This window comes from Streptomyces sp. NH27, from assembly GCF_056859195.1.
On record NZ_JACEGK010000177.1, the window covers coordinates 1 to 13772 of the forward strand.

Annotated in this window: 14 protein-coding genes and 1 tRNA gene; 5 read left to right on the forward strand and 10 right to left on the reverse strand. The window is 72.2% G+C overall.

The features are described 5' to 3' along the window. Positions 1–14: 14 nt before the first annotated feature. The gene (locus AC13HU_RS16520) at positions 15–908 is read right to left on the reverse strand and encodes a hypothetical protein (protein WP_483042627.1); all 894 of its coding nucleotides are present in this window, start codon (positions 906–908) and stop codon (positions 15–17) included. A 215-nt stretch (positions 909–1123) separates the two neighbouring features. On the opposite strand from AC13HU_RS16520, the gene AC13HU_RS16525 reads away from it, so the two are divergent. Together AC13HU_RS16525 and AC13HU_RS16530 are read left to right on the forward strand one after the other, a co-directional pair. Beyond that, on the forward strand, positions 1124–1324 hold the full coding sequence (locus AC13HU_RS16525; RefSeq protein WP_483042628.1) for a hypothetical protein: 201 nt from the start codon (positions 1124–1126) through the stop codon (positions 1322–1324). A 93-nt stretch (positions 1325–1417) separates the two neighbouring features. Next, positions 1418–1861 carry a hypothetical protein gene (locus tag AC13HU_RS16530; RefSeq protein ID WP_483042629.1) on the forward strand — a complete coding sequence of 148 codons (444 nt, stop codon included), beginning with the start codon at positions 1418–1420 and terminating at the stop codon, positions 1859–1861. Between the two features lie 87 nt (positions 1862–1948). Here AC13HU_RS16530 and AC13HU_RS16535 read toward each other — a convergent pair whose 3' ends face one another. Then, complete coding sequence (locus AC13HU_RS16535) at positions 1949–2785, reverse strand: sulfite exporter TauE/SafE family protein (RefSeq protein ID WP_483042630.1); 837 nt, start codon at positions 2783–2785, stop codon at positions 1949–1951. Positions 2786–2887: 102 nt separating this feature from the next. Between AC13HU_RS16535 and AC13HU_RS16540 the strand changes: the two genes are divergently transcribed. Then, a complete protein-coding gene (locus tag AC13HU_RS16540; protein WP_483042631.1) occupies positions 2888–3682 on the forward strand; it encodes an AraC family transcriptional regulator in 795 nt (264 codons plus the stop codon). Between the two features lie 65 nt (positions 3683–3747). On the opposite strand, the gene AC13HU_RS16545 is transcribed toward AC13HU_RS16540, so the two are convergent. Then, positions 3748–5508 (reverse strand): putative bifunctional diguanylate cyclase/phosphodiesterase, encoded by a 1761-nt coding sequence (locus AC13HU_RS16545; RefSeq protein WP_483042632.1) that lies wholly within the window; start codon positions 5506–5508, stop codon positions 3748–3750. Between the two features lie 501 nt (positions 5509–6009). On the opposite strand from AC13HU_RS16545, the gene AC13HU_RS16550 reads away from it, so the two are divergent. Then, positions 6010–7266 (forward strand): M6 family metalloprotease domain-containing protein, encoded by a 1257-nt coding sequence (locus AC13HU_RS16550; protein WP_483042633.1) that lies wholly within the window; start codon positions 6010–6012, stop codon positions 7264–7266. Between the two features lie 3 nt (positions 7267–7269). Continuing rightward, positions 7270–8589 carry a M6 family metalloprotease domain-containing protein gene (locus AC13HU_RS16555; protein WP_483042634.1) on the forward strand — a complete coding sequence of 440 codons (1320 nt, stop codon included), beginning with the start codon at positions 7270–7272 and terminating at the stop codon, positions 8587–8589. Between the two features lie 115 nt (positions 8590–8704). Here AC13HU_RS16555 and AC13HU_RS16560 read toward each other — a convergent pair whose 3' ends face one another. The 7 genes from AC13HU_RS16560 to AC13HU_RS16590 all read right to left on the reverse strand — a co-directional run bounded on the left by AC13HU_RS16560 (position 8705) and on the right by AC13HU_RS16590 (position 13660). Continuing rightward, positions 8705–9133, reverse strand: a complete 429-nt coding sequence (locus AC13HU_RS16560; RefSeq protein WP_483042635.1) for an OsmC family peroxiredoxin — start codon at positions 9131–9133, stop codon at positions 8705–8707. Positions 9134–9301: 168 nt separating this feature from the next. Next, positions 9302–9375, reverse strand: a tRNA-Lys gene (locus tag AC13HU_RS16565). Between the two features lie 56 nt (positions 9376–9431). Continuing rightward, positions 9432–10013: a bifunctional DNA primase/polymerase gene (locus AC13HU_RS16570; protein ID WP_483042636.1), complete on the reverse strand. Its 582-nt coding sequence runs from the start codon at positions 10011–10013 to the stop codon at positions 9432–9434. Between the two features lie 183 nt (positions 10014–10196). Next, complete coding sequence (locus tag AC13HU_RS16575) at positions 10197–10559, reverse strand: hypothetical protein (protein WP_483042637.1); 363 nt, start codon at positions 10557–10559, stop codon at positions 10197–10199. Positions 10560–10723: 164 nt separating this feature from the next. Further along, positions 10724–11209, reverse strand: coding sequence for a phosphotransferase (locus tag AC13HU_RS16580; protein WP_483042638.1), 486 nt, complete (start codon positions 11207–11209; stop codon positions 10724–10726). A 358-nt stretch (positions 11210–11567) separates the two neighbouring features. Beyond that, entirely contained in the window at positions 11568–12209 is a 642-nt protein-coding gene (locus tag AC13HU_RS16585) for a DUF6879 family protein (RefSeq protein WP_483042639.1), read from the reverse strand. A gap of 170 nt (positions 12210–12379) precedes the next feature. Then, the gene (locus AC13HU_RS16590; protein WP_483042640.1) at positions 12380–13660 is read right to left on the reverse strand and encodes an AAA family ATPase; all 1281 of its coding nucleotides are present in this window, start codon (positions 13658–13660) and stop codon (positions 12380–12382) included. Between the last annotated feature and the right edge of the window lie 112 nt (positions 13661–13772).

Below are 13772 nucleotides of genomic sequence, written 5' to 3' on the forward strand. Positions count from 1 at the left end.
CCCATGTGCCGTGCTCAGTGCGGGAGTTCGCCGAACCTCGCCGCGACGGCCTGCTCCAGCGTGAGGCCGTCGGCGGTGTCGTCGGGCTCCAGGAACGCGTGGATCACCGCCAGCGCGACCGTGCCCATCAGGGAACTGCGGCGGTCGTGGTCGACGACACCGGCGGCGGGGTCACCGATGGCCCGGAGCGTCATCCCGTCGGTGGCCGCGGACAGCGCGTTCGCCAGGTCGTCGAGCGTGAGTCCCCTGCGCAGCCGCAGGTGCCGCTCCCGCAGGACGGTGTCGTACAGCTTCTTCCACGACCCGAGGTAGTCCTCGTACACGGCGGAGATGATCCGGGTCACCTCGTCGTCCCCCTCGGCGGCCGTCATGAGCGCGAGGCCGAGCCGGACGGAGGGCAGGCGAAGCCCCTCGGCGGTGTGCTGGTAGGCGATTTCGTGCACGGCCCGTACGAAGTCCGGTCCGTGCACCAGCCGGCTGATGTTGGCGGCACGCTGCTCCCGGTATTCGGGCCGGTAGTTCTCCCGCCACACCGCGAAGGTGATCAGGTCGGTGACGAAGGCCGAGTGCGGGCTCCAGCGGTCGCGCAGCATCGACACCCCGTTGCCGTATCGGGTGAAGGGCGCGGGGCCGGCTGCGAACTCCTCGGCGACTCTGCGCTGCGAGAGAGAACCCAGCAGCAGGCGCTCGCTGTTGACGCGCTGCCGGCCGCCGGGGCCGAGGTGTCCCACGAGCAGCCGCATGCCGGCCGCCAGGAGCGCGGCGGTCACCCGGTCGTTCGCGAGCCGGTCGCGTCCCCAGCGGGTACGGCGGTTGAGGTTGCGCAGCACCCCGGACAGGTCCTGGTCGTAGGGGAAGGGCAGGCCCCGTTTCCCCCGGGGCCCGCGCGGCTCGTCCATGTCGTCCATGTGCGGGATGCTCCTCGTTCTGCCGCGCCACCAACAGCCGCGCAACTGCGCGGAGTTCGGGCGCACCCGGCCGCCGCCCCCGCGTGCGCGGCCGACTCCGCGTGCCCGGCGGACTCCACGCAACCGGCGGACTCCACGCAACCGCGGGGAAGCGGGTCCGCCGGTGGCCGCGCTAAACCGGAGATCCCCCTTCGGCTCAAGACAGGCGATCGAAGATGCTCACACACCCCATGGGAGCCGCCGCGTGGGTCCTGGCCTGCGCCGCCGTCAGCGGCGCCGTGGTCAGACTGATCCTCGGGCTGCTCGCCGCCCACGCGGCCCGGGCGGCACTCAGACCGTCGACCCCCGCCGAATTCGCCCGCCGCCTCGCGGTGCTGCGCGCTCTCCTCGACGAGCTGAAATCACACCGGCGTTGAGCGACCCCGGCGGCCGGCTCCGGACGCGAGCGGCGCACATGGAACCGCGGGCGCGGCGAAACTCGCACGGAACACCGGAACGCCGACGGCTCCGTGACCGTTGTCCTGGGTGTGAAGCGCTACCTCATCCAGGGGCGGGAGGGGCTGGACGTCGTCCGCTTCGGGCAGGCCCGTACCGACGCCGTCGCCCAACTCGGCGGCGACCCCGCGGTCTTCCGCCGTGCCGACGGACCGGAGGACTACTTCTTCCGCTGGGGGCTGAGCCTGTCCTACGACGAGCAGGAGCGGGTGAACTTCGTCTCCGTCGAGCTGGGCCCCGAAGTCCGCTACCGCGGCGTCCAGTTGCTCGGGCCCTCCTACAAGGAGGTGCACCGCCACCTGACCGGGCTCGGCCTGCGCGGCGACGAGGCCGCGGGCGGGATCGCCTTCAACGACCTCGGCTTCGCGGTCCTCGGCGCCCCCGACGACCCGAACGTCCACACCTGGGGCGTCGAGGTCTTCCCCCCGGGCACCGAGATCGACCTCGCGGACTACTGAGCCCACGCACGGTGCCCCCGGCCCCGTCAGCCCTCGCACCGGGTCACGCGCCAGGCACTCACGGCAGCCCCCGGGCCGGCCCCCGGGTCAGACCCCCATCGCGACCATCACGACCAGCACCACCAGCAGCAACCCCACGTACGCGGCCGAGTGCACCCGGTCCGGTACGCGACCGGCGACCCGCCGCACCACCGCGATGGTGGGCAGCGACCCGGCGAGCAGGGCGGCGCCCGCCGCGAGGTCGACGTAGCCGAGCCGGCCCGCACCGGCCGACGCCCCCGAACCGGCCGCGGACGTGGCGAACGCCGGCGCGAGCGCGTAGACGAGCGTGCCGGTCAGGGCGACGGGGACGCTGAGCGGGTTGGCCATGGCGGTCGCCTCGGCCATCGGCAGGCCCCTGCGCCGCAGCAGCGGGACCGTCATGACGCTGCCGCCCACCCCCAGGCCCGCGGCCACCAGCCCGATCCCGATGCCGCCGAACGTGGTCGTGCCGCGGTCCAGCGGCTGCGGCCGCTCCCGGGGCGCCACGGAGAGGAAGCCCTTCCGCAGCAGGCTGTCGGCGATCGTCACCAGGAGGTAGCCGGCGAACAGCAGCCGCAGCGCGGTCCCGCCGATCAGGGTGGCGGCCAGCGAGCCCGCGGCGGCGCCGAGCGCGATGAACGCGGCCAGCGGCCACACGTACTCGGCGCGCAGCCGGTCCTGGCGCCACTGGGCGAGCGCCGCGGCCGTGGCGTTGACGACCATGACCGCCGCCGAGGTCGCCACGGCGACGTGCATGGCGTCCTGCGCCCCCGGCCGCGCCGTCACGGTCAGGACGCCGTAGACGACGGGGACCGTGATGAATCCGCCGCCGAAGCCGAAGAGCACCGTCGTGACGCCGGTCAGGCACCCGAAGAACGCCAGGGTGAGGAAGGAGGTCAGCACGGATACGACGCTAAGGATCATCCGCGCTGGCGGGCAATCGATGGATCGCCACCTTCCTACGCGCAGCAGACAGCCGGCGCGATCCCGCGTAGCCTCGTGCGCATGCGCAATGTCCCGGTCGCGGAGGTGGACGCCCTCGATCGCGCCGTGCTGGCCATCGGCACCGACTACCCGCACGACCACCTGCTCGGCCGGCACGAGCACCGCCGCGCCCAGGTCCTGTACGCGGCGACCGGCGTGATGCGGGTCGAGGCGGCGGACGGCAGCTGGACGGTGCCCACCGCCCGCGCCGTGCTGATCCCGCCGATGACCAGGCACCAGGTGGCGATGACGGGCGTCAGCACCCGCAGCCTCTACATCGAACCGGCCGCCGTGCCGTGGTTCCCCGCGCGCTGCCGGGCCGTGGACGTCTCTCCCCTGCTGCGGGCGCTGCTGCTGGCGGCCGTCGACATGCAGCCGCGGTATCCCGGGCACAGCCGGGACGAGGCGGTGGTCGCCCTCATCCTCCACGAGCTGAAGGACCTCGCCCCGCTGCCGCTGGACGTGCCGCTGCCCGCTGATCCACGGCTGCGCGGGCTGTGCGAGACGTTCCTGCGGCAACCGGACATCCACGACCCGCCCGCCCGCTGGTGCGCCGAACTCAACGTCAGCGAACGCACCCTCGCCCGGCTCTTCCGTCGCGGCACCGGCCTGAGCTTCTCGCAGTGGCGGCAACGCGCCTGCATCCTGCACTCGTTGCCGCACCTCGCCGCGGGCACCGCCGTCACGCGCGTCGCGGCCCTGCTCGGCTACGACAACCCCGCCGCGTACACGGCCGCGTTCGGCAAGCTCCTCGGCCGCCCGCCGACCGCGTACGCGAACCCGCCGACCACGCAGGCTAATTCGGCGACCGCGTAGGCGAACCCGCCGACCGCGTAGGCGAATCCGGCGCCCCTTCCCGGAGCGCCCGCGAAATCCTGTGCTCAGCCCAGCAGTTGGGAGATGGAGGCGGCGGCCACCGGGCGGGAGTAGTGCCAGCCCTGTCCTGTGTCGCAGCCGATCCGGCGCAGGCGCTCGGCCTGTTCGGCGTTCTCGACGCACTCCGCGGTCACGGTGAGGCCGAGCCGGTGGGCGAGGTCGACCAGCGCCTCCACGATGGTCTCGTCGGCGGGGTTGGGGTGTTCCGCGGAGCGGAAGCCCTGCACGAAGGAGCCGTCGAGCTTGAGGGTGGAGACGGGCAGGCGGCTCATGTAGGCGAGGTTGGAGTAGCCGGTGCCGAAGTCGTCGATGGCGATGCGCACCCCCATCTCGTGGAGCGCGTGCAGGGCCTGGAGGGGACGGCCGGCGCTGCCCATGACGGCGGACTCGGTGAGTTCGAGTTGGAGCAGGTGCGGCGGCAGCCCGGTCTCGTGCAGGATCGCGGCGACGTCGGCGACGAGGTCGGAGTCCCAGACCTGGCGGACCGCGACGTTGACGCTGACGACCAGGGGCGTGCCGGGCCGCTCCCGTTGCCACGCGCGGGCCTGGCGGCAGGATTCGGCGAGCACCCAGCGGCCGAGCTGCACGATCGAGCCGTCCTCCTCGGCGAGGCCGATGAAGCGGTTGGGCGCGAGCCGCCCGAAGTGCGGGTGCTCCCAGCGGACCAGCGCCTCCACGCCGCGCACCTCGCCGGTGTCGAGGGCGACCAGCGGCTGGTAGTCGAGGACGAACTCGCCCCGCTCGACGGCCTGCCGCAGCGTGCTGGACAGCGACTGGCGGGTCATCCGGTGCTCGTTGCGCTCCGGGTCGAAGAGCGTCCAGCGGCCCTTGCCGTCGGCCTTCGCCCAGTACAGCGTGGTGTCGGCGGCCTGCATCAGGCCGGTGGGGGAGGTGCCCTGGGCCTCGCGCTCGACCACGCCGATGCTCGCGGAGACCGCCAGGCGGTGCCCGGAGACGTCGAACGGCCGCTGGAACGCGTCGAGTACGGCCTCGGCGAGCGCGGTGGCCTGCCCGGTGCCGGTGGAGTCCCGTAGCAGCAGCGCGAACTCGTCGCCGCCCAGCCGGGCCGCGAGGTGGCCGCCGGGTCCGGCGCAGGCCAGCAGCCGGCCGGCGACCGCGGCGAGCAACTCGTCGCCGACGTGGTGCCCGAGTGTGTCGTTGACCGCCTTGAAGCCGTCCAGGTCGAGGTAGCACAGCCCGATCCGGCCGGTGCCGCGCTCCGGGGCGCGCGCGCAGGCGTCCGCGAGCCGTTCGAAGAACAGTGCCCGGTTGGGCAGCCGCGTCACCGGGTCGTGCATCCGCAGGTGCCGCAACTGCCGCCGCAGCGACTCGCGTTCGCTGACGTCCTCGACGGTCAGCAGCAGCGCACGGCTGTCGGTGCGGGACAGCGACAGCTCGGCGCGCAGGTCGGTGCCGTCGGCCCGGGTGAGCGGGCGGGTGCAGCGCAGCCGGCGCCGGCGGCCGGTGAGGACGTCGTCGAAGGCCGTGCCGGTGTGCGGGTCGTCGGTGAGGCCGAGCAGCACGCGCGCGTCCGCCGACGCCATCCGCTCCAGCGACACGCCCAGCAGCCGGGCCAGCGCGGCATTCGCCGCCAGTACGCCGCCGTCGGGGCCGAGCAGCGCCATCGCCGACCGGGCGACCGCGAAGGCGGCCCGGTAGTCACCTGGCTCCGCGGCGTACGAGGACCGGCGCAACCGGTCACTGCGTGTGATCGTGGCTGCTGTGCTGTCGGGCTCGACGCCGGGGCCGCCCGCGGGTCCGCCCATGGACTGCTCCCTGTTCGCACTTCCGTCACTCGCGATCATATGGGCTGGCGGAGTTGGTGATCCAGCGCCGCTCTGGTGATTTCCCGCAGGGGTGCCACCCAGGTGACCGTTTCTGCTCGTTCGGGTCGAGCAAGTGAACGCCATCCGCACACCATGACGCAGGGTAATCACCCGGAGGAGTGGCGCCGTGCCCGCGCCGGCGCCCGCGCCCCTCCGTATCGCCGCGCCGGTCGAACGTTTTCGCGCCCGCGCGACCGCGTGCTCCGGGCCCGCGCCACCCGGGCGGTCGTACGGCTCCTCGCATGCGCCACCGCGCCACTCCGGCGGCAACCCGCACGGAGCATCCGAAACCGACAAACCGCCACAATTCATAGCAATGTGGGGAAGGTCCCGGACCGAATCCCGAACCTCCCGGAGGTCCTTGTGCGGCGGTCAGACCTCGCGTCAGACAACCCGGCGGACGGCACCCCCGGAACGGGCGCCGGCCCCCGGTCGCCGGGCGTGCCGTCCGGCGCGCGGCCCCGGGTCCTGCGGGCGTTCGCCGCCGCGTCCGTCTGCTTCGCCGCACTCGTCGCGTGGACCTTGATGACCGGCCCGGCCGCGGGCGCCGCCGAGGGCAGCGCGTGCCTGCTGCCGCGCACCACCGTGCACCACTCCGAGGGGGCCGACGGCTGGGACGGCGACTACGCCCGCCCGGACGGCGACATCAAGGCGCTGATGGTCTTCCTGTCCTTCCCCGGCTCCGCCCCGCAGCTCACCCCCGCGCAGGTCGCCGCCGACCACTACCCGGCCACCGGACGGTTCTGGGCCAACGCCTCCTACGGCCAGTTCCGGCTGCACCTGCACGCCGAGGCCCGCTGGCTGCGGATGCCCCACCCGGCGACCGACTACCTGATCAGCCGGAACTGGGACGCGGCCGACCGCGACGCCTACCTGCGCGACGCGATCGCCACCGCCGACCCGTCGGTGGACTTCGCCGGCTACGACGTGATCTACCTCGTCGCCGACCCGGACGCGCCCGGCGTCGACTCCGACGCCACCAAAGTGGTGAACCTCGCCACCCCGATCACCGTCGACGGCAACCCGATCCGCCGCATGGTGACCGTCTTCGAGCACCACCCGCCGGACCGCAACGTGCTGGCCCACGAGACCGGCCACATCTTCGACCTGCCCGACCTGTACTACCAGCCGCCGCCCGGCAGCAACGCCGACTGGGACACCCACGTGGGCGACTGGGACCTGATGGGCAGCCAGTTCGGGCTGGCCCCCGACCCCTTCGCCTGGCACAAGTGGCGGCTGGGCTGGCTCAAACCGGACCAGGTCGGCTGCATCACCGGCATCGGCACCACCTACCACGACCTCAGCCCCGACGAGACGCCCGGCGGCGCCAAGCTCCTGGTGGTGCGCACCGGCGAGGACACCGCGCTGGCCATGGAGGCCCGCACCCGGACCGGCAACGACCGCGCCGCCTGCAGCGAGGGCGTGCTGCTCTACGACGTGCGCTCCGACCGCGAGTCCGGCGACGGGCCGATCGACGTGATCGACGGCCATCCCGGGCACTCCGCGTGCCCCGCCACCTCCGTCTACCCGCCGCTGGCCGACGCGCCGCTGGGCGTCGGCGAGTCGTACACGGTGCCCGACGGCAGCACCCAGGTCACCGTGCTCGGCCGTCAGACCGACGGCACCTGGTCGGTCCGGGTCACCGAGGCCGCCGTCCACGCCACCGACCAGGCATCCGGCGTCGGCACGGTGGGCTGACCGATGACCAGCCGTTTCCCCTTCCGCTTCCGTTTCGGCGCCCGCGCCCGCTCCCGCTCCCGTACACAGACCCGTACCGGCACGCGCTCACGACGCCCCGGCATACGCGCCGCCGCCCTCGCCGTCTGCGGGCTGCTCGCGGTCGGGTCCACGGTGATCGCCGAGCCCCGGCTGGTCGGCTCCAACGCCGCGCCGCCGCCCGCCGCCCGTCCCTGCGCGCTGCGCGCCAAGCCCGGCGTCGCCATGTCGGAGGGCTTCCCGCCGCACCCGTACCACGGCAGCGACGAGGAGTTCGCCCCCTCCACCGGCAAGATCCGCGCGCTCACCCTGCTGATCGACTTCCCCGACGCCAAGGCCCCCTACAGCGCCCGCGAGCGGTACTCCGAGTTCTTCCCGGCGGTCAAGCAGTGGTACGCCACCGCCTCCTACGGCCGGCTCGACTACCAGTCCACGCCGGTACCGCGCTGGATACGCATGCCGCGGCCGTTCTCCGCCTACGGGATAGGCCGCGGCTACGGCTGGGACGCGCACACCGAGATGATGCGCGACCTGATCAAGGCCGCCGGCAAGAGCGTCGACTTCCGCGGCTACGACATCGTCAACGTCCTGGTCACCCCCACCGCCGGGCCGCCCGCCGACCAGGCGGTGCTCTCCGTGACCTGGACCGGCGCCTCGGCCGCCACCACCGACGACGGCACCCACCTGGACAAGGTCTCCCTCATCTACGGCCACGACCAGTCCGGCTTCCGCGTCCTGGCGCACGAGAACGGCCACGCGCTCGGCCTGCCCGACCTCTACGCCGCCGACGACTTCCAGCGCACCGACCACCTCGCCGGGCAGTGGGACACCATGTCGCTGGACTGGGGGCTGCAGGGCGACCTGCTCGCCTGGCACAAGTGGAAGCTCGGCTGGATCGACGACCGGCAGATCGACTGCGTCACCACGCCCGGCACCCGGACGTACAAGCTCCGGCCGGTCGAGGTGCCCGGTGGGGGCAAGGCGGTGGTCATACCGTTCGGCGACACCACGGCGTACGTCCTGGAGTTGCGCGAGCCGCTGGGCAACGACAAGGACGCCTGCCGCAAGGGGATACTCGCCTACCGGGTACGCACCGACGTCGATTCCGGGAAGGGCCCGGTCACCGTCGAGGACGCCCATCCGCTCACCGGCGCCTGCGACTTCAGCAGCGCGTCGTTCAACTCGCTCAACGACGCGCCCTTCACCCCCGGCGAGGGGTGGACCGACACGGCGGACGGCTTCGACTTCAAGGTGATGGCGCCGGACGCGGCGGGCGACTGGCAGGTGCGGGTCACCCGCCGCTGAACCGGGCGGATCGGCCGATCGGCCCGGTCCAGCGGATGAACAGATCAGCGGATCGGTCGATCGGCGGATCGGTCGGTCGGGAAGGGCCCGGGGCCGGGATCGGGGCCGGGGTCGATCAGGCGAGCAGTTCGGCCTCGAGGGTGATGTTCACGCCCGCGAGTGCCTGGCTGACCGGGCAGTTCGCCTTCGCGTCCTGCGCGGCGGCCTCGAACGCCTCGGCGGACAGGCCCGGCACGCGCGCCTTCACCGCGAGGGCGATCCCGGTGATGCCCTCACCCGGCTGGAAGGTGACGTTCGCCACGGTCTGGACGGTCTCGGGCGGGGTGCCCGCGCCCGCCAGGCCGTGCGAGAGCGCCATGGAGTAGCAGGAGGAGTGGGCGGCGGCGATCAGCTCCTCGGGGCTGGTCTTGCCGTTCGCGGCCTCCGCACGCGACGGCCACGACACCTCGTACGTGCCCACGCCCGAGGTGTCCAGCGAGACCGTCCCGGCGCCGCCCATCAGCGGGCCCTTCCACTGGGTCGTCGCGGTACGAGTGGTTGCCATGGTGGAGCCTCCAAGAGTACGAACCGGCAGGCGGCTCGCGCCGCCGTACGAACGCTACCCCGCGGCGGGCCGGCCGCGGGCGAAGGCACCGGCGCGCACCCGGAGTTCGCGCGGCTTTCGGGCACGACGAAGGCCCCTCGCGTGCGCGAAGGGCTTTCGTCTTTCAGGTGCGCCGCCAGGGACTCGAACCCCGGACCCGCTGATTAAGAGTCAGCTGCTCTAACCAACTGAGCTAGCGGCGCCTGCTGACGTCGTAGACATTAGCACCCGCTCCAGCAGGGTGTGAAATCGATAGACGTCAGCCCGGCACGGGTGCGCTGACCAGCGGCGGAGCCGGTGGCGCCGGCCGTGGTTCGTACTGCCGGACCGCCCTGACACAGGCCCACAGCAGCACGTCGGCAGCGGGCAGCCAGGGCTTGCGGGTATCGGGCGCGACCACCCAGCGGGAGCGGCCGGTCTCGGGGCGCGGACCGGCCTCGCCGGCGGGCGCGCAGTCGTAGAGCGGCGGCACCGTCACCGCGTCGCCGCTGCCGTGGCAGAGCAGCGGCGGCACCCGGCGGCCCCACTCCTCCCACTCCAGCAGCGAGGGCAGCCGGTGGGCGGTGCCGGGCGCCGCCAGCACCAGCACCCGGCCGCGGTGCACGGCGGCGGGGCCGCTGCCCGGGCCCGCCGCCCACAACTGCTCCAGCACCCGCCGCCCGAACAGCAAGGGCAGGTTGACCACGTCGAAGACGGTGCCGCATGGCAGCACGCTCGGCGCGGCCGGGCGGGCCGCCCACAACGCCTGAACGCTGCGCGGGAAGGCGCTGGCGGAGGCGAGCCACGCGGCGCCCGCCGAGGTGACGTACGCGGTGTGTTGCTGACGCTGGATCTCGTCCATAGCCACTACATCTACCGACTGCATGCTTGCCCCCCGGAAGAATCCGGTGAAAGCGGGACAGCAACGGTGCGGGGGAGTACCTTGCCCCTCGCCCCGGGCCGCGTACGGGGCCCGCGGGGCGGTCGGCGGCAATCGCCGGGTGCGGACCGGGCGCCTCGGCCAGGGGCGCGGCCCGCGGCGCGGTTACGGGGTGGCGCCGCCGCTCTTGATCAGGCCCTCGCCGTACTCGACCATCCTCTTCGCGTAGTCCTCGGTCCACCCGGCCTGCTCGGCGAGCTTCGCGAACGTCAGCCGGTCGAAGCGGCGCGGGTCGGCGAGTTGGGCTGCCGCCATCGCCTGGAAGTCCGTCGCGCGGTCGGCCGCGGCGCGGAACGCCACCGCCAGTTCGGTGGCCCGCTCCAGCAACTCCCGCGGGTCGTCCATCGACTCCAGGTCGAAGAACCGGTCCACCCCCTCCTCCGGCGCCGCCCCCGGCTCGAACAGCAGCGGAACGGGCCGCTTCGGCCGCTCTCCGCCCGGCCGGCCCGCCTGCGGCGGCTGGCTCATCCCTACCTCCCAAGCTCGGCAACCCTTCCATTGTCCCGCACCCCACCTCCCGTCGTTCCGGGCCGCCGACGCCGGGAAGGCGTCAGCGGGCGGGGGTGAGGGTGGTGGTGACTGTTGTGAAGGGGTGCCTCCCGGGCGGGGACGGGTGGTCGGACCCGGCACCGTCAGATCAGCCGTAGCGATCCCGCTTGCGGGGGCCGCGACTTTCGGTGCGGGTAGCCGAGCAAGTGACAGAACCGTTCGTTGCTCCCCTGCGCCCCCTTCTCCCCAACCCTCGCCGACCACTGCCGACAGGTCGCACTCACATAAGCCATAACGGCATCGGGGTCAGCCGTCTGCCATGACTCGAATCCGCTGAGCCACTCGATCGCGGCGGCTGGTTCCTGATCGCATTCCATAAGACGAACGGCCGTGTTCGCCGGGTCAACCCACGCCGGACCGATTGCGGGCATTGCCCAGTCGACCACGTATGCGTCTCCGCCGGATGAGGCAATCAGGATGTTATGCGGATTGGTGTCCGTGTGTAGCAGGGCCATCCCCTGCAACAACCGCTCTTCGCCAGGTTCCAAGAAACCCTTGTAACGGTCGGAGATCTGTGGAATATCGGTGGCTTCCATGGGTTTCGGATTGCCGGCGGCGAGGGTTCCCATTCGTGTCATGGTCCACCGCACTGCGGCAAGGTCGTGCGTCCCCGGGCCCAGTTCCGCGTGTCGTCCGTCCACGTAGACGAAGGCCGTCGACGCCCTTGCTGTCCGACGTGTGAACGCCCTTGAGAAAAAGTCGCCCATTTCGAGAAGTGTTCAGCATCAGGGCCACGGAGCAATTGAGCCCGGATAAAACTTTCGTCGACTCCTTGACTTCGCCCGTGCGCTGTTCGATCGCGTTGCGGAGTTCGGCTGGAAACTCTTCCCAACTCATGCGCTCGCCCATATGCGTGAGCCGATCGGCGAGAGCACACCGGGCCTGCTGGGCGCTGGAAGAAGCAGAGGCAGCCATTGCGCGTATTCGTCAGTTCGACCGGTACTCCGCGTGGGGAATCGCACGTTCCCACGCTGCTTCGTAAGCCGTTGTGTACTGCTTGGCCAAGGCTGGATCGTGGCAGACCTCCATGCGGGGACCGGTCCACTGACCCTCACCATCGAAGTGATGAAGAATCAAGGTGTGTTCGTCCATGACCCAGCCGTCCAGCGCAGGAAGCAGCAGGTCCCGGGCGCGTGAGCGAGGAAGCCAACGAACATCTTCTCCCGCTGCAACGTTCGTGAACGTCCCGTCGTACTCGTACCGCACGTAATCGCTCAGCGGCTCCGAAACGATGCGAAGTCGCCGCATGATTACGCCTCGACAGGTCGCCTCTGACACGACGTCGAGCCATGGCCGCCACCACGACTCACGGTCGTTCGCGTCGTACCGGTGCCCTTGCTGCCAGCGGATGAACTGGAGCATGTTCGCGGGCAGTCGGATCACGGTCTCGTGTTCCGGAACGTCGGTTGAATGTCCCGGCACCGAGCCGACTTCCTGTGCCTCACGAATGGTCGCCTCATCGGCCTTCCACGACTGGATGATGAGGTCTCCCGTGGTGTCCTCAAGCCAAATTGTGGGTGAGCCGTCGTCGGGGGTGTTGGGCCGGATCCCGATGAACTTCAGAGCCACTGGGCACTCCTGTGGCGAGTGGGTTGCACCATCGTGCACGAGCCTCACCCTCGTGACTGACGGGAGTCAAGAGGGCGCCCAACGTGGAAGATGCTCCTGGCTCGCGAGTACGCCGCCGGGTTGGCTGTGTTCGCTGGCCATGCAGGCATAGACCGCTTCTGACCTGCGGGTTACGGATGCCAGATCACACGATGTTCCTGCAAGTGATCCCATGTGGCAAACATTGCGTCCCAGCCGTCGGGGAACTTGACGGTGACGCCGAGGCGGACCGGCTCGGAGGAGGGGTGCTCGTCGAGCAGGTCGGCGACCCCGGCCCGGCAGACGACGAGGCAGGCGTGCCGGTGCCGGGACGTCAGCACGCACAGGCGCCCCGTTTCGAGGTGGAACGCGGTGGCGTCGGGGCGGCCGGACAAGGGGTGCAGGACGACCGTGACGTCGAACTCCCGTCCCTGGAGCCGGTTGGCGGTGTCCACCGCGACTCCGGAGACGCCGAGGGAGGCGAGCGCGGCGCGCACGGCCGCGGCCTGGTCGCGGTGGGCGGTGCCGACGGCGACGCGCTCGGCGGTGAGCGGCGCGGGGTCGGGGTCGGGGGCGGAGTACGTGAGCCCGCCGCGGTCGAGCAGCCGCCGGACGAGCAGCGCGACGGCCCGTACGGCCTCGGGGTCGGTGCGCGGGGTGTGCCGGGCGGGCAGCTCCAGCAGCCCCCAGCCGCTCTCCGCGGCCTCGTCCAGGACGCGGTCGAGGCCGCCGCCGTCGCCGCGTACGCCGAAGCCGAGCCGCCGATCGCCGGGACCGGTGCCGCTGCGGAACGGGGTGTACGGGTAGAACGCCCGCGACACCAGCGGAGCGGCGGAGGCAGGCAGCCGCCAGGAGACCGGCAGCCGGTGCTGCGGCAGGCCCGGGTTGTGCGCGAGCAGCGTCACCACCGCACTCGCCGACGGGTCCCAGCTCAGCCCGGCCCACTGATCCGCGCCCACCACGCTGAACGGGTCGAGCTGGCCCGGATCGCCGACGAACAGGGCGCGTTCGAAGAGTCCGGCGACCTGGAGCAGCGCGTCCGAGCGCATCTGATACGCCTCGTCCACGATGGCGTGCCGCCACGGCTCGACGTCCTTGACGTACGCCCACTTCGCCGCCGTCGCGATCACCACCGTGCGGTCCCGCAGATCGGCGACGGAGGTGGACTTCGCCAGGGACGGGTGGCGGTCCAGCGCCGGGTCGGGCGGCGAGTCGGTGCCGTGCAGCCGTCCCACCGGCAGCTCGGGTTCGGCCGTGGCCAGCCGGTCGGCGAGATCGTCGACCTGGGCGTTGGTCTGCGCGACGATCATCAACGACTCGCCCGCCGCGGCCAGTTCGCGGGCCGCGCGCACCACGAGCGTGGACTTGCCCGCACCCGGGGGCGAGTCCACGACCACACCCCGCGCGGTGCCGTGCAGGGTGCTCGCCAGGATCGCGGAGGTCGCCTCGGCGGCGGCCCTGCCCGGGTCGAACGACTCGTCCGCGCCCTCGGGTCCGTACTTTCCGCCGGCGGCGGCCTTCCCGGGTCTTCGCACGGGCTGGGTC

Bases quoted from the DNA above. Each gene is read 5' to 3' on its own strand.
- AC13HU_RS16520 (WP_483042627.1), bottom strand. From the start codon at position 908: ATGGACGACATGGACGAGCCGCGCGGGCCCCGGGGGAAACGGGGCCTG.
- AC13HU_RS16525 (WP_483042628.1), top strand. From the start codon at position 1,124: ATGCTCACACACCCCATGGGAGCCGCCGCGTGGGTCCTGGCCTGCGCC.
- AC13HU_RS16540 (WP_483042631.1), top strand. From the start codon at position 2,888: ATGCGCAATGTCCCGGTCGCGGAGGTGGACGCCCTCGATCGCGCCGTG.
- AC13HU_RS16545 (WP_483042632.1), bottom strand. From the start codon at position 5,508: ATGGGCGGACCCGCGGGCGGCCCCGGCGTCGAGCCCGACAGCACAGCA.
- AC13HU_RS16555 (WP_483042634.1), top strand. From the start codon at position 7,270: ATGACCAGCCGTTTCCCCTTCCGCTTCCGTTTCGGCGCCCGCGCCCGC.
- AC13HU_RS16560 (WP_483042635.1), bottom strand. From the start codon at position 9,133: ATGGCAACCACTCGTACCGCGACGACCCAGTGGAAGGGCCCGCTGATG.
- AC13HU_RS16570 (WP_483042636.1), bottom strand. From the start codon at position 10,013: ATGGACGAGATCCAGCGTCAGCAACACACCGCGTACGTCACCTCGGCG.
- AC13HU_RS16575 (WP_483042637.1), bottom strand. From the start codon at position 10,559: ATGAGCCAGCCGCCGCAGGCGGGCCGGCCGGGCGGAGAGCGGCCGAAG.
- AC13HU_RS16580 (WP_483042638.1), bottom strand. From the start codon at position 11,209: ATGGGAACCCTCGCCGCCGGCAATCCGAAACCCATGGAAGCCACCGAT.